Below are 18,463 nucleotides of genomic sequence, written 5' to 3' on the forward strand. Positions count from 1 at the left end.
AGATTTGCATTTGGAGGTGTTTTAGTTTGGCGAAAAAGAAAGAAATCATCGTCCCCCTCCTGCCGCTTCGGGGTTTGCTTGTTTATCCAACAATGGTTCTTCATTTAGATGTTGGCCGTGAAAAATCGGTACAGGCACTTGAAAAAGCGATGGTAGATGACCATTTAATTTTCCTAACTACACAAAAAGAGATCTCGATAGATGAACCTGCAGAAGAAGATTTGTTCACAAGAGGCACATTAACACGTGTCAAACAAATGCTTAAACTTCCAAACGGAACGATTCGAGTGTTAGTAGAAGGTCTTCAACGAGCTGAAATTATTGAATTTTATGATGAAACCAGTCATTATGCTGTCAGTGTGGAAGTGTTTGAAGAACCAACAACAAAGGATGTTGAAGACCAAGCATTGATGAGAACGATGCTTGAATATTTTGAGCAGTACATAAAGGTTTCTAAGAAAATTTCAGCTGAAACGTATTCTGCGGTTGCGGATATTGAGGAACCAGGAAGAATGGCTGATATTATCGCTTCACACCTTCCTTTAAAATTAAAGGAAAAGCAACAAATCTTAGAAACGACCAATATAAAAGAGCGAATGAATCAAGTAATTGAAATTATTCATAATGAGAAAGAAGTTCTAAATTTAGAAAAGAAAATTGGTCAGCGAGTTAAAAAATCGATGGAACGAACGCAAAAGGAATATTATTTGCGTGAACAGATGAAGGCGATTCAAAAAGAACTTGGTGATAAAGAAGGAAAGACAGGGGAAATCGCTGCCCTCACGGAAAAAATTGAAAAAGCCGGTATGCCAGAACATATTCAACTAACAGCCCTAAAGGAATTGGACAGATATGAAAAGATTCCTTCTAGTTCAGCTGAAAGTGCGGTTATTCGCAACTATATTGAATGGCTAGTTGCTTTGCCATGGAGTCATGCAACGGAAGACGATTTAAATATTCATAAAGCTGAACGGATATTAAACGAGGATCATTACGGACTTGAAAAGGTAAAGGAGCGCGTTCTTGAATATTTGGCAGTTCAAAAGCTAACCAATTCATTGAAAGGGCCAATTCTATGTCTTGCTGGACCTCCAGGAGTGGGGAAGACAAGTCTAGCCCGTTCAATCGCTGCTTCTCTAAATCGAAAATTTGTCCGAATCTCCTTAGGTGGGGTACGTGATGAATCTGAGATTCGTGGTCATAGAAGGACTTATGTAGGAGCGATGCCAGGCCGTATTATTCAAGGAATGAAAAAAGCAGGTACCATTAATCCTGTGTTCCTTTTAGATGAAATAGACAAGATGTCGAATGATTTCCGTGGCGACCCATCTTCAGCAATGTTAGAAGTGTTAGATCCGGAACAAAATCATAATTTCAGTGATCATTATATTGAAGAGCCATATGATCTTTCTAAGGTAATGTTTATTGCAACGGCAAATGATTTAGGAACCATTCCTGGTCCACTCCGTGATCGAATGGAGATTATTACAATTGCAGGCTATACAGAACTGGAAAAGATTCATATTGCGAAAGATCATCTCTTGCCGAAACAGATTAAAGAGCATGGGCTTTCAAAGTCTCAACTTCAGATTAGAGAAGACGGGATTCAAAAAATCGTTCGTTATTACACGAGAGAAGCAGGTGTGCGCAGCTTAGAACGCCAACTTGCCACAGTATGCCGAAAAACGGCAAAAATTCTTGTTTCTGGTGAAAAGAAAAAAGTAGTGATAACGGAGAAAAACATAGAAGATTTCCTTGGGAAAACAAAGTTTCGTTATGGCCAGGCAGAGCTGGAAGACCAAGTTGGAGTGGCTACTGGGTTAGCTTATACAACGGTTGGCGGAGACACACTGCAAATTGAAGTTTCTCTAGCACCGGGAAAAGGGAAGCTCGTTTTAACAGGGAAGCTTGGCGATGTAATGAAAGAATCGGCACAAGCAGCGTTTAGCTATGTTCGTTCGAAAGCAAAGGAATTGGGTATTGAAGAAGACTTCCATGAAAAATATGATATTCATATCCATGTACCTGAGGGAGCGGTTCCAAAAGATGGACCATCTGCTGGAATTACAATTACAACGGCACTTGTATCTGCACTTTCCGGAAAACCGATCCGTAAAGAGGTAGGAATGACAGGTGAGATTACTTTAAGAGGACGCGTTCTTCCAATTGGCGGTTTGAAAGAGAAATCATTAAGTGCACATCGGGCTGGGCTTACAAAGATTATCATTCCTAAGGATAACGAAAAGGATATTGATGATATCCCTGAAAGTGTCCGGGAAGATCTTAACTTTGTCCTTGTTTCTCATGTTGATGACGTTCTAAAACATGCATTGAATGGCGGTGAACAAGGATGAAAGTAAATTCGGCTGAAATCGTAATTAGTGCGGTAAAACCAGAACAATATCCTGTTGAAGCTTTACCAGAGTTTGCCTTAGCGGGCAGATCGAATGTCGGGAAGTCTTCATTTATTAATAAAATGCTCAATCGAAAAAATTTAGCAAGAACATCATCGAAGCCAGGAAAAACACAAACATTAAACTTTTATCTCATTAATGAAATCATGCATTTTGTCGATGTACCTGGTTATGGCTATGCGAAAGTCTCCAAGAAGGAAAGAGAAGCTTGGGGGAAAATGATTGAAACATATTTAAAGGATAGAGAGCAGCTCAAGGCTGTTGTTCAAATTGTTGATCTTCGTCACCCGCCATCAAAGGATGATGTGATGATGTATAATTTCTTAAAGCATTTTGAAATTCCGTGCATCATTATCGCAACAAAAGCAGATAAGATTCCAAAATCCAAATGGCAGAAGCATTTGAAAGTAGCTAAAGAAACATTAGAATTAGACCCAAATGATCATATCATTCTCTTTTCTTCTGAAACAGGACAGGGAAAAGATCAGGCTTGGGCATTATTACAAGCTTATATGTAAGAATGGAATCCCATTGCAAATATGCAATGGGATTCTTTTTATTATATAAAATGCGAATTTTAGAGGATTCAAAAACATAGAATGGGGTAGGACAAATATTAAGCTAAAAAATAAAGGGGGTATTTACACTAGTGAAACATTTTTGGAAAGGCGCATTTTTGCTCTTGCTTATAGTTGTACTAGCTGCATGCGGATCAAAAGAAGCGTCGAATAAAGGCATGAAACTAGTAGATGATGGTAAGTTTACTTATGCATCTTCAGGTGAGTTTAATCCATTCAGTGTAACGAATAAAGATGGAACAATGAGCGGGTTCGATATTGAAGTTGGAGAAGCTGTTGCAAAGGAATTAGGACTGGAACCAGTCCAGCATAAATTTAAGTTTGGCGGAATTGTCGAAGGTGTTAAATCGGGTCGATTTGATGCAGCGGTAGCAAGTCATACAATTACTGAAGAACGATTGGAAGCCGTTAATTTTTCGATTCCTTATTATTTTTCTGGTCCGCAAATCTATGTTCGTCCTGATAGCTCAGTGGAAACGTTTGATGATTTAAAAAGGCTGGAAGTTGCCGTAGCAAAAGGCACTACATATACAACAGAAGCAGAAAAAGCTACAAATAATATTAAATTCTATGATAGCGATGTAGTAGCTCTAGAGGCATTAAGCAAAGGAAAGCATGATGCGGTTATTACTGACTTTATCACAGGAAAAGAAGCAATCGGTGCTGGAATGAATATTGTCGGCAAAGAATTGCTTGGCCGCAGTGAACAAGCCATTGCTGTGGCAAAAGAAAATACAGAGCTTCTAGAAAAAATTAATAAAGCGCTTGAAAACCTGCATGAGAATGGAACGCTAACAGAAATAAGCAAAAAATATATCGGTGAGGATATCACTGTTGTTCCTGAGTAGGAATAAACATACCGGGCGAATGTAGCAGAAATTACATTCGTCTTTTTTCATAAGCATAACATGTTTAAAGGAGGAAACCTGTGGACTTATTAACAAAATTTATCGACACATATCCAGTCTTTTTAAAAGGAATGCTTCTCACCTTTGAAATAACAATCGTTTCTATTTTTATTGCCATTTTTATAGGATTATTCTTTGCCTTTTTAAAAATATCCAATATAAAAATACTGGAATGGATTGCTGATTTATACATTTTCTTAGTTCGTGGCACCCCGCTTGTTGTCCAGATCTTTATCTTCTACTTTGGATTAACTGCTTTTAATATTTCCGATTTTCTGGCTGTTGTACTAGGACTAGCCTTTCATAACGGGGCTTATATTGCAGAGATTTTCAGAGGGGCTATTCAATCGATTGATCATGGACAAATGGAAGCTGGCCGCTCACTTGGAATGACAATGGGCTTAACAATGAGAAGAATTATTTTGCCGCAAGCAAGCCGCAGAGCGCTTCCACCGTTAGGAAATCAATTCATTATTGCTTTAAAGGACTCCTCGCTCGCCTCGTTTATTGGCATGTACGAGCTCTTTAATGTTGCAACCACGCACGGTTCTCTTAAATATGATTATATGAGCTACTTGCTTATTGTTGCTGTCTATTATCTAGTTCTCGTTCTATTCTTCTCTATTATCGTAAGAATAATTGAGAAAAAAATGTCTAGCAGCGATTAAAGGAGGGAAGATAAATATGAGTAAAGATATTATGATCAATGTAGAGAAGCTGAATAAATCTTTTGGGGATTTACATGTCTTAAGGGATATCGATATGACGGTAAACCAGAGTGAGGTTGTTTGCCTTATTGGTGCGAGCGGGTCTGGAAAAAGCACGCTTCTCCGCTGCATTAATTTTTTAGAATTAAAAGATAGTGGACTTGTTATGATCGGCGGAGAAAAAATCGAGAAAGAAACGCATGATCTAAATGAAGTAAGAGCAAGAGTCGGAATGGTATTTCAGCATTTTAATTTATTTCCGCATAAAACGGTGCTACAAAACGTGATGGAGGCACCAATTTATGTTAAAAAGTATCCAAAAGAAGAAGCGAAGATGGAAGCAAGAGCTTTGCTGAAAAAAGTAGGTCTTTTAGATAAAGAGAATGTGTATCCTTCAAAGCTTTCCGGTGGGCAAAAGCAGCGTGTAGCAATAGCAAGGGCTCTTGCTATGAAACCGGAGATTATGCTCTTTGATGAACCAACCTCTGCGCTTGATCCTGAATTAGTAGGAGAGGTGCTTGCGACAATGAAGGAATTGGCTAAAGAGGGAATGACAATGGTTGTTGTTACCCATGAAATGGGCTTTGCAAGAGAGGTTGCTGATTGGGCTGTCTATATGCATGAGGGACGAATTGTTGAAGTAGGACACCCAGAGCAATTATTCTCAAATCCAAAAGAAGCACGAACAAAAAACTTTTTAGATTCTGTATTGTAATCGAAAAAGACAGGGGAAACTATGTATCCCTGTCTCTTTTCTATTTTTTCTTAATAAAGAGGAAATAACCGCCAATAAGAATGAGGATGACAGGCCAAAATTTCCAAACATTCGAGACTCCGTTATTCAATAGGCCGAACCAGACAATCATGCGATCATAAAAAAGCAGCAAAATCGATAAAAATAAGAAGAGAAGCCCATGAAATAAACCTGATCCAGTCTTTTGATGCTGCAGCAGCAAGCCAAGAGCTAGAATTAAAATAAAAATGCCAATATGATCTGGCCATATTTCCAGCCGATTGACCACATGAAAATGGAGACCAAAACCAGTCAGAATGACGCCAGGCAGGATGGCATGGTATTCTTTTGCGCCGTAGCCCTGAAATAAAAAAGCGACACCAATAATTATTAGTAAGGATGGCCACGTGAAATAAGGCTGCAAAACAGGAATATTGGATTGCTCAAGATAAAAGTAGGCGCCAAAGCCAATTAGGATAATTCCTAGAAAAAAACGTTGATTTTTCATCGTTACACCCTTCCAATAAGGTTCACTTGAATCTGCTATGTTTTTTTGTTACTGTACATATGGGAGGATTTTGTCGAATGATAGAAAGTGGATAGAGCAATGGATTTTCTTTATCTGCACTCTTACTTTATTTTACCATATGAATTCACTATCTGTTCACATTTTACCATTAGATAAAGGGATAGAAATGTTACAATTATAGTAGTATTTTGTGCAATTTAATTGGGGGGGTCAATTGAAACATGCATATTTTAGTTGTCGGTATAAATTATAAAACAGCCCCTGTCGAAATTCGTGAGCGTTTGACATTTAACCCGTCTCAGCTTGCAGATGCTATGAACACATTAAAGAATAAGAAGAGCATCTTAGAGAACGTGATATTGTCAACATGTAATCGGACTGAGATTTATGCAGTTGTTGATCAGCTTCATACAGGCCGATATTATATTAAAGAATTTTTGTCAGAGTGGTTTCAAATAGAGAAGGAAGAATTTTCACCATATTTGTTTATATATGAACAAGAAGGCGCAATGGAGCATTTATTTAGTGTGTCTTGCGGGTTAAACTCCATGATTCTTGGGGAAACCCAAATTTTAGGACAGGTTCGCACAAGCTTCCTGCAAGCTCAGGAAGAGAATACGACTGGAACCGTGTTCAATCATCTGTTTAAGCAAGCCATTACGCTTGCCAAACGGGCCCATTCAGAAACAGAGATCGGTGCAAATGCAGTTTCTGTAAGTTATGCAGCTGTTGAATTAGCGAAGAAAATTTTTGGTTCCTTAGAGAATAAGCATGTCCTTATTTTAGGTGCTGGAAAAATGGGTGAGCTTGCGATTCAAAACCTGCATGCAAACGGTGCAAGTAAGGTAACGGTTATTAATCGTACGTTTGAAAAGGCGCAGGACTTAGCAAACCGCTATGAAGGGCAAGCAAAGACACTGAAAGAGCTTCAATGTGCATTACTTGAAGCAGATATTCTTATTAGCTCAACAGGAGCAAAAGAATTTGTCATTACAAAATGCATGATGCTGCAAGTGGAAAAACTGCGCAAAGGCAAGCCGTTATTCATGGTTGATATTGCTGTTCCGCGTGATTTAGATCCATTGCTTGCTGAATTAGATAGTGTGTTCCTCTATGACATTGATGATCTTGAGGGAATCGTTGAAGCGAATCTTCAGGAGCGTAAAAAAGAAGCCGAAAAGATTCAGCTAATGATTGAAGGAGAAATAGTTGAATTCAAACAATGGCTGAATTTACTTGGAGTTGTTCCAGTCATTTCTGCGTTGCGTGAAAAAGCCCTAGCAATTCAAGCAGAAACGATGACGAGCATAGAAAGAAAGATGCCGAATTTAAGTGATCGGGATAAAAAGGTGTTAAATAAACATACGAAGAGTATTATTAATCAGTTATTGAAGGATCCTATTTTACAGGCTAAAGAAATGGCTGGCCAAAAAGATGCAGATAAGGCATTGGATCTATTCGTGAAAATTTTTAATATAGGAGAACTTGTTAATGAGCGGCAGGAAGTGAGTGCAGCAGAACTAAGGCACTCGGTTGCTCAATCGCCACAGGCTTCCTTTCAATCATAAAAGGAGTACTGTCCATGTTTGAAATTTATATGACACGGCTGCATGAGTTTACAGTCGTTCTTTATGCCTTATGTGTCTTATTATATTTTGTTGATTTTCTGACGTCTAACCGGAAGGCAAACCGAATTGCCTTCTGGTTACTTGCATTTGTATGGGGTTTACAAACAATATTCCTTTTTTTGTATATGTTGAAGACGGGGAGATTTCCTGTCTTGACGATATTTGAAGGGCTTTATTTTTATGCTTGGGTACTGATAAGTTTATCTTTAGCCATAAATCGCTTACTTCGAGTAGATTTTATCGTGTTCTTTACAAATGTGCTTGGATTTATGATCATGGCAATTCATACATTTGCACCCATACAATATGAATCCCATGTTATGGCACAGCAGCTGATTTCTGAATTGCTGCTTATTCATATTACTGTGGCCATTCTATCTTATGGGGCCTTTTCCCTCTCATTTGTGTTTTCGCTGCTGTATCTAATTCAGTACGATCTTTTAAAAAGAAAAAAGTGGGGAACGCGCCTGAAGCGGCTTGCTGACCTTTCAAAGCTTGACAAAATGTCTTTCGTCTTAAATCTTATTGGGGTTCCTATGCTAATTATAAGTTTAATTCTTGGAACAACTTGGGCATACATAAAGGTTCCTGATATGATTTGGTACGATCCTAAGGTGATTGGCTCTTTCATCGTACTCGCGATCTACAGCATTTATTTATATTTAAAGGTTGGGAAAGGACTGACTGGGAATAAGCTTGCTTTATGGAATCTTGCATCCTTTCTCGTCGTTCTTATTAATTTCTTCTTATTTGGAAAACTTTCATCTTTCCATTTCTGGTATTCATAATCGCTTTAAATTTAGGAGGCAATCATGAGAAAAATTATCGTTGGTTCGCGCAGAAGTAAACTTGCATTAACACAGACTAATTGGGTTATTAATCAGTTAAAGGCACTAGATCCGTCTTTTGAATTTGAAGTAAAGGAGATCGTCACAAAAGGCGATCGAATTCTTGATGTAACTTTATCAAAAGTTGGCGGCAAAGGACTTTTTGTGAAGGAAATTGAGCAGGCCATGCTTGATAAGGAAATCGATATGGCGGTACATAGCATGAAGGATATGCCTGCCGTTCTCCCAGATGGCCTCGTCATCGGCTGTATACCAGAAAGAGAAGATCATCGAGATGCACTTATTTCAAAAAATCATATTCGATTTGATGACCTTAAGCCTGGCGCTATCGTTGGAACAAGCAGCTTAAGAAGAGCAGCCCAGCTGTTAGCCCGTCGTCCTGATATCGAAATTAAATGGATTCGCGGAAATATTGATACAAGACTGGAAAAGTTAGAAACAGAAGAATATGATGCGATTATTTTAGCAGCTGCAGGTCTTTCAAGATTAGGGTGGGCATCTGATGTAGTAACAGAATTTCTAGATCCAGATATTTGCCTCCCAGCGATCGGACAAGGTGCATTATCTATTGAGTGCCGTGGAGATGATGAAGAACTGCTTGGATTGTTAAAGAAATTTACATGTGAAAAGACTGATGCCACGGTTAGAGCGGAACGCGCATTCCTTCATAAAATGGAAGGCGGTTGTCAAGTGCCGATTGCAGGATTCGCAGAGTTGAATGACAAGGATCAAGTCGTATTAACCGCACTTGTTGGTTCACCAGATGGAAAAATTATTTATAAAGAACAGATAACTGGCATAAATCCCGAAGAAGTTGGAATTGCTGCCGCAAATAGCTTAATAAAGCTTGGAGGAAAAGAATTGATTGATCAGGTTAAAGCGGAGATGGAAGGCAAATGACAGCCTCCTCCCTTCCTTTAAGAGGAAAAAATATTCTTGTTCCAAGAAGTAAAGGGCAGGCACAATCCTTTTCGGATTTGGTGGAGAAATATGGAGGAAATCCTGTTGAAATCCCTCTGCTTGCCTTTAAACCTGCTCGTTCACCAGAAATACATGCCATCATCAATCAGCTGCATTCGTATGATTGGCTAATTTTTACGAGCAGTATAACGGTTGAAACGTTTTTATCCTTCCTTCATCCATCTGATAGAAAGCAAATGCCAAAAATTGCTGCCATCGGAAGGAAAACAGAAAGCTTTTTATTGGCTAAAGGGCTTCAAGTGGACTTTACGCCAGAGGAGTTCGTTGCTGAAGGGTTTGCTGAAGAATTTAAACCATATGTACAAAAGGGAATGAAAGTACTCATTCCGAAGGGGAATTTAGCCCGTAATTATATTGCTGCTTATTTATCTAAATATGGCGCTGTTGTTGATGAAGCAATCATTTACGACACATATTTTCCAGAAGAAAGCAGAGAACTCATTAAAGAAAAGCTAACTCATAGCCAATTAGATATCTTAACCTTTACTAGCCCATCTACAATTGACCATTTAATGGCTGTTGTGAAAGAAAACAATCTTTATGAAAAGGTAGAAGCATGTGTCATCGGCTGTATCGGACCTGTTACAAAGGAAAGAATTGAGTCATATGGGTTAAAGGTTCATATTGCACCGAATGTATACACCGTCCATCACATGATAAAAAGCATAATTGACTATTTAGAAAATGAATATCGGAGGGCATTATAATGGATTTACAATTCACCCGTCATAGACGTTTACGCCAAAGTGCAAATATGCGTGCACTCGTACGTGAAAATCATTTAACAATAGATGATTTCATTTATCCTATTTTCGTAGCAGAGGGAGAGGATGTTAAGAAAGAAATCACGTCGATGCCTGGCATTTATAATTTATCGCTGGATCATCTTGAAGAGGAAATGAATGAGGTTGTTGCTTTAGGGATTAAATCCGTTCTGTTATTCGGTATTCCTTTAGAAAAGGACGAATGCGGCGGGCAAGCTTACCATGATCATGGAATCGTCCAAGAAGCAACCCGTTTAATTAAAGCGAAGTTCCCTGAAATCATCGTTATTGCTGACACTTGTCTTTGTGAATACACAAGCCATGGCCATTGCGGCTTGATAGAAGGAGATCAAGTTTTAAATGATGCCTCGCTTGAATTACTTGTTCAGACAGCTGTTAGCCAGGCAAAGGCTGGAGCGGACATTATTGCACCATCTAATATGATGGATGGATTTGTCGTTGCTATTCGTGCTGGATTAGATGAGGCTGGTTTTGAAAATGTGCCAATTATGTCTTATGCGGTGAAGTATGCCTCTGCTTTCTATGGCCCATTCCGTGACGCGGCTGATAGTACACCTCAATTTGGCGATCGAAAGGCTTATCAAATGGACCCTGCAAATCGTATGGAAGCATTGCGTGAAGCAGAGTCTGATTTAATGGAAGGCGCTGACTTCCTAATAGTGAAACCTGGTATGCCTTATCTTGATATTGTTCGTGATGTGAAAAATAATTTCAATCTTCCACTCGTTATTTATAATGTAAGCGGCGAATATTCCATGGTTAAAGCAGCTGCTCAGAACGGATGGATTGATGAAAAAAGAATCGTAATGGAAATGCTGACTGGGATGAAACGCGCTGGCTGCGACCTTATCATTACATACCATGCAAAAGATGCAGCTAGATGGCTAAAAGAACAATAATTTTTAAGTTTTAGGTACTAACAAAAGGTATTTGTACGGCAATATAGATGAATATGTTGGAATAAAGTTAGGTTGATTGGAGCGTAAAGTGTGAGACTCCTGCGGAAGGAGTGGGACAGGTGAGACCCCGCAGGAGCGTAGGCGACGAGGAGGCTCAGCGCCCGCCCCGCGGAAAGCGAGCATCCTGAAGCGGAAATCAACCTTTGCCAAAACTGCATTATTTTCAACAATAAAAAAGTGAAAAGAGGGATTAGATGCGCTCTTACGATAAATCCATTCAAGCTTTTAAGGAAGCGAAAAAATTAATGCCGGGAGGAGTTAACTCTCCTGTGCGTGCGTTTAAATCAGTAAACATGGATCCAATTTTTATGGAAAGAGGAAAAGGCTCGAAAATCTATGATATCGATGGAAATGAATACATTGACTACGTATTATCATGGGGACCGCTCATTTTAGGACATACAAATGACCGTGTCGTCGAAGCACTTAAAAAGGTTGCAGAATTAGGTACAAGCTTTGGTGCACCGACAGTTACTGAAAATGAGCTTGCTAAGCTAGTAATTGAAAGAGTTCCGTCTATTGAAATCATACGTATGGTTTCCTCTGGAACAGAAGCAACAATGAGTGCGCTAAGACTTGCACGCGGCTATACTGGCCGAAACAAAATTCTGAAGTTTGAAGGCTGCTATCATGGTCATGGAGATTCCTTATTGATTAAAGCTGGCTCTGGAGTGGCAACGCTTGGTCTTCCAGATAGTCCTGGGGTACCAGAAGGAATCGCAAAGAATACGATTACTGTTCCTTACAATGATTTGGAAAGCGTAAAGTATGCTTTCGAGCAATTCGGTGAAGATATTGCTGGAATTATTGTGGAGCCTGTTGCGGGTAATATGGGCGTTGTACCAACGCTTCCGGGCTTTTTAGAAGGACTAAGAGAAATTACGACACAATACGGAGCATTGCTGATTTTTGACGAAGTAATGACTGGATTCCGTGTCGGATATAACTGTGCTCAAGGCTACTTCAATGTTACTCCGGATATCACTTGTTTAGGAAAAGTAATCGGCGGAGGTCTTCCAGTAGGTGCTTACGGTGGTAAGGCTGAAATTATGGAGCAAATTGCACCGAGCGGCCCTATCTATCAAGCTGGAACATTATCTGGAAACCCACTAGCTATGACAGCTGGATATGAAACATTAAGTCAGCTAACACCTGAGGCATATACGGAATTTACTCGTAAAGGGGATATGCTTGAAGCAGGGATTAAAGTGGCTGCTGAAAAGTATGATATTCCGAATACCGTTAATCGTGCTGGCTCAATGATCGGCTTCTTCTTTACGAATGAAAATGTCATTAATTATGATAAAGCAAAAGCTTCAAACCTAGACTATTTTGCAGCATACTACCGTGAAATGGCAAATCAAGGCGTCTTCCTGCCACCATCTCAATTTGAAGGCTTGTTCTTATCAACTGCACATAGTGACGAAGATATAGAAAAAACACTACAAGCAATCGAAATTGCTTTTTCGAAAATTAAAGGGTAATTATTAGGCACTCATCTCTAATAGATGGGTGTTTTTTTTGTGCTGCTTCGTTTTTCAATCATAAAAGAATTAACTTTCTCATAAAGTGTAAATGACATAGTGATAAAGCGTGTTGTGTTATGAAAGGAGGAGTCGCTTTGTCTCAGGGGAGCCAATCGTGTTTACGATTTTCTTTGGAAGAGTCTGTCTGGTTTCAAAAAGGACAGGAAGTACTAGATTTGATTTCTATCTCGTTAGACCCTGATATTTTTATTCAGGAAGATGATCAATATGTTACGATTCAAGGAGCGCTTGAGCTATCAGGTGAATATAAACGCAATGAAATAGAGACAGCGGAAGATGAAGGAACTTTTGCCGCTCCAAAATTCATTCAAGTGGTAGAAGAAAGAGAAGAAGGAGTTTGTGAATTTAGACATTACTTCCCAGTTGATATAACTATACCGATCAATAGGATTCAAAGCCTAAATGACATTGATGTTCAAGTAGAATCCTTTGATTATATCTTTCCTGAAAGAAGCTGTTTGAAGCTATCTGCTAATTTAATGATCACTGGCTTATATGGGGAGCAACAGTCATCCTACGAAGTGGATACGCAGGATGAGGAGGAATTAGAACCATTTTTGGCAAGATCGCCTGCTGCAGAAGATGTAGTGGATGTGAGTCCGTTAGAAAAAGCTTTTGCAGAAGAAGAGGATCAAAAGGAAGATCGAACAGAAATTTTTGTTAGTTCAGCAAATGAAATTGAAAAGCATGATGAGTTTAAGGAAAAAGTCTATATTCCATTTGAAGCTGAGGCAAGAAAAGAGCCTGAACCAGAGCCAGAGCCGAAAGAAGAAGTAAAAAAGGCAGATGAGCCAGAAATCACATTTTATTCTTCAAAAAGAAGTGAAGAATCACCTCCATCAGCAGAAGATATTTTTGAAATTCCGGTAGATGAAAGTCCAGTACAGGATGTGAATATGCCTAAGGTCGAAAGCCCTGAACTAGAAGCAAAACCAGAATCTCCTGAGATTATTGATGAAAGTCCTGAGAAAACGGATAAGAAAAAGAAGAAATCGAAAAAGAAAAGCATGACCTTAACAGAATTTTTTGCCCGTAAGGAAGAGTCCGATCATGTGGCAAAATTAAAGGTATGCATTGTTCAAAGCGGAGATACACTGGATCTCATTGCAGAAAGGTATGCGATTGGTGTTCACCAGCTGTTAAGTGTCAATCATTTAGAAATTAATCAAGATATCTCTGAAGGGCAAGTACTTTATATTCCAGCTGTTGTAGCCCGTTAAAAAATGCAAAAACAGGCTGGGCAGGTTAGCGAATACCTGCTTAGGCTGTTTTCTTTTTTAAAGGATAAGAAAAATATATCACTTTTTAAATTGGGAACTGTCTAGCGCAAGCAGCCTATCGCCTATCAAACTTTAGGTCTCCTCCCTACGATAAGTCAACATCGGCTTGCTTACGCTTTTCTTAAGAAAGAGAGTGGATTCTTATGGAAAAGGAGAATCGATTACTAAAGGTTGCACCGATATTAAAGAACTATGCCCTTGAACCGCATTTTGTTGAGGAGCGTGGCCGCATACGGAAAATTTATACGAATAAAGGGGTCTTTGCCTTAAAGAAAATTGATCCAAAGCATGGTGGTGATTTCATACGCCATGTCCAGTCTCTCTTTCAAAAAGGCTATAACCGAATTGTCCCTATTTTTCCTGCAGTTGATGGGAGATATGCGGTTTTACATGAAAATGAACTATATTACTTAATGCCATGGCTAGCAAATGAAGTGAAGGAAAATCGATTCGAGCGGAATCAGCAGCTGTTTCGTGAACTGGCAAGACTTCATACTTTATCTGTTAGGGAAGTAACAATCAGTAAGGAGGATCGTTCAGAGCATTATGAGAAGACATTGCTTGAATGGGAGAAAGAAAACGAATTTTTAATTGGATTTATAGAATCATGTGAAAGCAGAGAGTACTTATCTCCCTTCGAGCTAATGTTTTCTCTTTCTTATCACGACATTAGCCAGGCATTGCAATTTTCCATCAAAAGATTTAAAACGTGGTTTGAAAAAACGGAGGAAAGTGAAAAAGCTCGCACTGTGATTATTCATGGTAAGATCTCCACTGAACATTTCTTATTTGATGATAAAGGACATGGGTACTTCACGAATTTTGAAAAGTCCAGACTAGGCTCCCCTCTTCATGATTTATTGCCGTTCTTATCGAGAACGTTAAAAACCTATCCGAAACGATCAGAGGAATGCATAGAGTGGATATATACGTATTTAAAGTATTTTCCGTTTAAAGAGGATGAGTTATTACTTTTTCAGAGTTATTTTGCCCATCCAGGTGCAGTCATACGATCCGCAGAAAACTATTTTAAAGCATCAGATCGTAAAGGTGAAAGAAAATCAGTCTTGCACTTCCAAAGACAATACTGGCTTCTGAAAAATACAGAATATATACTAATGAGAATTGAAGAGATTGAGGCACAAAAGAAGCAGGCAAAAGCAATTGCAGAGGCTGAAGGGCAAAGCGGAGCCCAGAATTGAAACACGAATTTTGGGCTCCTATAGTAATTCGAAGTGAAAAGCAATAGCTAATAATATTAGCACAGTTAGCAGCAATACATCGAGTGTAAATGGAAAAAGAATTGTACGAATTCCTTGAAAAACACAAATAGGGATAATAAATTGTGCACAAACACCTCTGACTTTTCTTAACCACGGTGGAAGAATATACGGATTATATCTTCTTTTCACTCGGCAAACCCCTTTCCTAACATTCCTTTCTCATACTATTCTATGTTCACTTCTCTTTGTTAGTGCCTATATTTTAATAATGCCTTTTTTATAAAAATGAGGTACAAAAAAATTTAATTGAATAAATTATAAAGAAATCGGCAATTAATATTGACTATAGCCATCATTTTTCGGTAGTATATTTATAAATTAAAATCACAAGCAAAGACAGGGAAGAGTACATTAGCTATTTGCTTTTAGAGAGGAAAACCATCAGCTGAAAGGTTTTCTAAGCGGAACTATTGGAAGGTCGCCCTCGAGCTTCTTTCGCGAAAGGACTATCGTCCAAGTAGTGAAAGACGGGAAATCCGTTATCTATTTAAGAGTCAACTACATCTCTATTGTAGTTGAAAAAAAGGTGGTACCGCGAAGCAAACTCCATTCGTCCTTTTAAGGCGATGGGGTTTTTTTATTTTCTTTTATAGTATTGAATGATCATTGATTGGAAAGGAAGATTGACGATGGAGACAAAGGAACTGACAATGCCGACGAAATATGATCCACAGGCAATTGAACAAGGGCGTTATGATTGGTGGCTTAAGGGGAAATTTTTTGAGGCGAAGGATGACGAAAAGAAGGAGCCCTATACGATTGTTATTCCACCGCCTAACGTAACAGGAAGACTGCATCTTGGGCATGCATGGGACACGACCCTCCAAGATATTCTAACTCGTATGAAACGGATGCAAGGCTACGATGTATTGTGGCTTCCAGGAATGGATCATGCAGGAATTGCTACACAGGCAAAAGTAGAAGAAAAGCTTCGCAATGAAGGAAAGAGCCGCTACGATTTAGGCCGTGAAAAATTTGTTGAAGAAACATGGAAATGGAAAGAGGAATATGCAAGCCATATCCGTCAGCAATGGTCCAAGCTTGGTCTAGGTCTTGATTACAGCCGTGAGCGTTTTACGCTTGATGAAGGGCTATCAAAGGCTGTTCGTGAAGTATTTGTATCCCTTTATAATAAGGGACTTATCTATCGCGGCGAATATATTATTAACTGGGACCCATCAACGAAAACAGCCCTATCTGACATTGAGGTTATCCATAAAGATGTTCAGGGTGCCTTCTATCATATGAGATATCCTCTTGCCGATGGGTCAGGACATATTGAAATTGCGACGACACGTCCTGAAACCATGCTTGGGGATACCGCTGTAGCTGTTCACCCTGAAGACGAGCGCTATAAGCATTTAATTGGCAAAACGGTTAAGCTCCCAATCGTTGGACGTGAAATTCCAATTGTTGCGGATGATTATGTAGACATGGAGTTTGGTTCAGGTGCTGTGAAAATTACTCCTGCTCATGACCCGAATGACTTCGAAATCGGAAATCGCCACAATCTTGAACGCGTTCTTGTCATGAATGAAGATGGAACGATGAATGCAAAGGCTGATAAGTACCAAGGGATGGATCGGTTCGAATGCCGCAAGCAGATTGTTAAAGATCTGCAGGAGCAAGGTGTATTGTTTAAAATTGAAGAGCATATGCATTCAGTTGGCCACTCAGAACGAAGCGGTGCGGTCGTTGAACCATACCTCTCCACTCAATGGTTTGTAAAAATGCAGCCATTAGCTGATGAAGCAATTGCCCTTCAGGAGAAAGAAAATAAAGTAAACTTTGTTCCAAACCGTTTTGAAAATACGTATCTTCGCTGGATGGAAAATATCCGTGACTGGTGTATTTCACGTCAGCTTTGGTGGGGACACCGCATCCCTGCTTGGTATCATAAGGAAACGGGTGAGGTGTTCGTTGCCCATGAAGCACCTGAAGATATCGAGAATTGGGAACAGGATAAGGATGTTTTAGACACATGGTTCAGTTCTGCGTTATGGCCTTTCTCGACAATGGGCTGGCCTGATACAGAGTCTGCTGATTATAAACGCTATTATCCAACGGCAGCTTTAGTTACAGGATATGACATTATCTTCTTCTGGGTATCAAGGATGATTTTCCAAGGACTTAAATTTACAGACGAACGTCCATTTAAAGATGTACTCATCCATGGCTTAGTTCGTGATGCAGAAGGCCGCAAAATGAGTAAGTCGCTCGGAAATGGTGTCGATCCAATGGATGTTATTGATAAATATGGAGCAGATTCTTTACGATACTTCTTATCAACAGGAAGCTCACCAGGGCAAGATTTACGATTCAGCATGGAGAAGGTTGAAGCGACATGGAACTTTGCGAATAAGATTTGGAATGCATCCCGTTTTGCGTTAATGAATATGAACGGCTTAACCTATGACGAAATTGATCTAAGCGGAGAAAAATCAGTAGCTGATAAATGGATTTTAACTCGTTTGAATGAAACAATTGAAACCGTAACGAGACTATCAGACCGCTATGAGTTCGGTGAAGTTGGCCGTATTCTTTATAACTTCATTTGGGACGATTTCTGTGACTGGTATATTGAAATGGCTAAGCTTCCTCTATACGGAGAAGACGAAGCAGCGAAGAAAACGACTCGTTCTATTTTGGCTTATGTACTAGACAATACAATGAGATTGCTGCATCCGTTTATGCCATTCATTACCGAGGAAATTTGGCAGAACCTTCCTCATTCAGGTGAATCAATTACAACAGCTTCATGGCCAGAAGTGAATCCTGAATTCACGGATGAGAAGGCTGCTGATGAAATGAAGCTATTAGTTGAAATCATCCGTTCAGTTCGCAATAGCCGTGCGGAAGTGAACACACCAATGAGTAAAAAGATTAAGATGATTTTAAAAGCAAAGGATGAAGCGATTCTGAGCACATTAGAAAGCAATCGTGGCTATATTGAGCGTTTCTGTAATCCGGAGGAACTGATCCTTGCAACGGATGTTGAAACCCCTGAAAAAGCGATGACAGCGGTTGTAACTGGTGCAGAAATCATCTTGCCGCTTGAGGGCTTAATTAATATTGAAGAGGAAATTACCCGATTAGAAAAAGAATGGGATAAACTCAACAAAGAAGTTGAGCGTGTTCAGAAGAAATTGTGCAATGAGGGCTTTGTTAAAAAGGCACCGGAAAAAGTAATAGAAGAAGAAAAAGCAAAAGAGCTTGATTATAGTGAGAAGCGAGCGGCTGTCGAAGCGCGTATTAGAGAATTAAAAGGCGAATAACAAAGTAA

General features: G+C 39.3%; 16 protein-coding genes and 1 other annotated feature. Of the genes, 14 read left to right on the forward strand and 2 right to left on the reverse strand.

Going from position 1 to position 18,463, the window contains the following annotated elements; all coding sequences use genetic code 11:
• The first annotated feature begins 26 nt into the window (after window positions 1-26).
• The 5 genes from lon to FI644_RS16075 all read left to right on the forward strand — a co-directional run bounded on the left by lon (window position 27) and on the right by FI644_RS16075 (window position 5,322).
• Complete coding sequence (gene lon, locus FI644_RS16055; RefSeq protein WP_053477200.1) at window positions 27-2,354, forward strand: endopeptidase La; 2,328 nt, start codon at window positions 27-29, stop codon at window positions 2,352-2,354.
• A complete protein-coding gene (gene yihA / locus FI644_RS16060) occupies window positions 2,351-2,932 on the forward strand; it encodes a ribosome biogenesis GTP-binding protein YihA/YsxC (RefSeq protein WP_053477199.1) in 582 nt (193 codons plus the stop codon). Before lon ends, yihA begins: the two co-directional genes overlap by 4 nt.
• Before the next feature lie 131 nt (window positions 2,933-3,063).
• On the forward strand, window positions 3,064-3,840 hold the full coding sequence (locus tag FI644_RS16065) for a transporter substrate-binding domain-containing protein (protein WP_053477198.1): 777 nt from the start codon (window positions 3,064-3,066) through the stop codon (window positions 3,838-3,840).
• 131 nt (window positions 3,841-3,971) lie between these two features.
• Complete coding sequence (locus FI644_RS16070; RefSeq protein ID WP_231690135.1) at window positions 3,972-4,568, forward strand: amino acid ABC transporter permease; 597 nt, start codon at window positions 3,972-3,974, stop codon at window positions 4,566-4,568.
• A gap of 16 nt (window positions 4,569-4,584) precedes the next feature.
• Window positions 4,585-5,322: an amino acid ABC transporter ATP-binding protein gene (locus FI644_RS16075; RefSeq protein ID WP_053477196.1), complete on the forward strand. Its 738-nt coding sequence runs from the start codon at window positions 4,585-4,587 to the stop codon at window positions 5,320-5,322.
• 40 nt (window positions 5,323-5,362) lie between these two features.
• Here FI644_RS16075 and FI644_RS16080 read toward each other — a convergent pair whose 3' ends face one another.
• Window positions 5,363-5,848, reverse strand: coding sequence for a LiaI-LiaF-like domain-containing protein (locus tag FI644_RS16080; protein WP_053477195.1), 486 nt, complete (start codon window positions 5,846-5,848; stop codon window positions 5,363-5,365).
• 242 nt (window positions 5,849-6,090) lie between these two features.
• On the opposite strand from FI644_RS16080, the gene hemA reads away from it, so the two are divergent.
• From hemA to ysxE, 8 genes are all read left to right on the forward strand, one after another.
• A complete protein-coding gene (gene hemA / locus FI644_RS16085; protein WP_053477194.1) occupies window positions 6,091-7,437 on the forward strand; it encodes a glutamyl-tRNA reductase in 1,347 nt (448 codons plus the stop codon).
• A gap of 14 nt (window positions 7,438-7,451) precedes the next feature.
• Entirely contained in the window at window positions 7,452-8,285 is an 834-nt protein-coding gene (locus FI644_RS16090) for a cytochrome C assembly family protein (protein WP_053477193.1), read from the forward strand.
• 24 nt (window positions 8,286-8,309) lie between these two features.
• A complete protein-coding gene (gene hemC / locus FI644_RS16095; RefSeq protein ID WP_053477192.1) occupies window positions 8,310-9,245 on the forward strand; it encodes a hydroxymethylbilane synthase in 936 nt (311 codons plus the stop codon).
• Window positions 9,242-10,033 carry a uroporphyrinogen-III synthase gene (locus FI644_RS16100; protein ID WP_053477191.1) on the forward strand — a complete coding sequence of 264 codons (792 nt, stop codon included), beginning with the start codon at window positions 9,242-9,244 and terminating at the stop codon, window positions 10,031-10,033. The genes hemC and FI644_RS16100 overlap by 4 nt, the downstream gene beginning before the upstream one ends.
• Window positions 10,033-11,010 (forward strand): porphobilinogen synthase, encoded by a 978-nt coding sequence (gene hemB, locus FI644_RS16105; protein WP_053477190.1) that lies wholly within the window; start codon window positions 10,033-10,035, stop codon window positions 11,008-11,010. Before FI644_RS16100 ends, hemB begins: the two co-directional genes overlap by 1 nt.
• Window positions 11,011-11,264: 254 nt before the next feature.
• Window positions 11,265-12,554, forward strand: a complete 1,290-nt coding sequence (hemL, locus tag FI644_RS16110) for a glutamate-1-semialdehyde 2,1-aminomutase (RefSeq protein ID WP_053477189.1) — start codon at window positions 11,265-11,267, stop codon at window positions 12,552-12,554.
• 137 nt (window positions 12,555-12,691) lie between these two features.
• On the forward strand, window positions 12,692-13,837 hold the full coding sequence (gene spoVID, locus FI644_RS16115) for a stage VI sporulation protein D (protein WP_053477188.1): 1,146 nt from the start codon (window positions 12,692-12,694) through the stop codon (window positions 13,835-13,837).
• A gap of 203 nt (window positions 13,838-14,040) precedes the next feature.
• Window positions 14,041-15,099 carry a spore coat protein YsxE gene (ysxE, locus tag FI644_RS16120; protein WP_053477187.1) on the forward strand — a complete coding sequence of 353 codons (1,059 nt, stop codon included), beginning with the start codon at window positions 14,041-14,043 and terminating at the stop codon, window positions 15,097-15,099.
• An 18-nt stretch (window positions 15,100-15,117) separates the two neighbouring features.
• On the opposite strand, the gene FI644_RS16125 is transcribed toward ysxE, so the two are convergent.
• Complete coding sequence (locus FI644_RS16125) at window positions 15,118-15,309, reverse strand: YszA family small membrane protein (protein ID WP_053477186.1); 192 nt, start codon at window positions 15,307-15,309, stop codon at window positions 15,118-15,120.
• A gap of 195 nt (window positions 15,310-15,504) precedes the next feature.
• Window positions 15,505-15,741 (forward strand) — a binding site (T-box leader).
• Window positions 15,742-15,809: 68 nt separating this feature from the next.
• On the opposite strand from FI644_RS16125, the gene FI644_RS16130 reads away from it, so the two are divergent.
• Window positions 15,810-18,455, forward strand: a complete 2,646-nt coding sequence (locus FI644_RS16130; protein WP_053477185.1) for a valine--tRNA ligase — start codon at window positions 15,810-15,812, stop codon at window positions 18,453-18,455.
• The last annotated feature ends 8 nt before the right edge of the window (window positions 18,456-18,463 follow it).

The sequence above is a fragment of the Cytobacillus solani genome (assembly GCF_006704205.1).
Classification (GTDB): domain Bacteria; phylum Bacillota; class Bacilli; order Bacillales; family Cytobacillaceae; genus Cytobacillus; species Cytobacillus solani.

What these genes read in the sequence shown, in the direction of transcription:
- yihA (WP_053477199.1), top strand. Translation starts at nt 2,351, where the DNA reads ATGAAAGTAAATTCGGCTGAAATCGTAATTAGTGCGGTAAAACCAGAA.
- FI644_RS16070 (WP_231690135.1), top strand. Translation starts at nt 3,972, where the DNA reads ATGCTTCTCACCTTTGAAATAACAATCGTTTCTATTTTTATTGCCATT.
- FI644_RS16075 (WP_053477196.1), top strand. Translation starts at nt 4,585, where the DNA reads ATGAGTAAAGATATTATGATCAATGTAGAGAAGCTGAATAAATCTTTT.
- FI644_RS16080 (WP_053477195.1), bottom strand. Translation starts at nt 5,848, where the DNA reads ATGAAAAATCAACGTTTTTTTCTAGGAATTATCCTAATTGGCTTTGGC.
- hemA (WP_053477194.1), top strand. Translation starts at nt 6,091, where the DNA reads ATGCATATTTTAGTTGTCGGTATAAATTATAAAACAGCCCCTGTCGAA.
- FI644_RS16090 (WP_053477193.1), top strand. Translation starts at nt 7,452, where the DNA reads ATGTTTGAAATTTATATGACACGGCTGCATGAGTTTACAGTCGTTCTT.
- hemC (WP_053477192.1), top strand. Translation starts at nt 8,310, where the DNA reads ATGAGAAAAATTATCGTTGGTTCGCGCAGAAGTAAACTTGCATTAACA.
- FI644_RS16100 (WP_053477191.1), top strand. Translation starts at nt 9,242, where the DNA reads ATGACAGCCTCCTCCCTTCCTTTAAGAGGAAAAAATATTCTTGTTCCA.
- hemB (WP_053477190.1), top strand. Translation starts at nt 10,033, where the DNA reads ATGGATTTACAATTCACCCGTCATAGACGTTTACGCCAAAGTGCAAAT.
- hemL (WP_053477189.1), top strand. Translation starts at nt 11,265, where the DNA reads ATGCGCTCTTACGATAAATCCATTCAAGCTTTTAAGGAAGCGAAAAAA.
- ysxE (WP_053477187.1), top strand. Translation starts at nt 14,041, where the DNA reads ATGGAAAAGGAGAATCGATTACTAAAGGTTGCACCGATATTAAAGAAC.
- FI644_RS16130 (WP_053477185.1), top strand. Translation starts at nt 15,810, where the DNA reads ATGGAGACAAAGGAACTGACAATGCCGACGAAATATGATCCACAGGCA.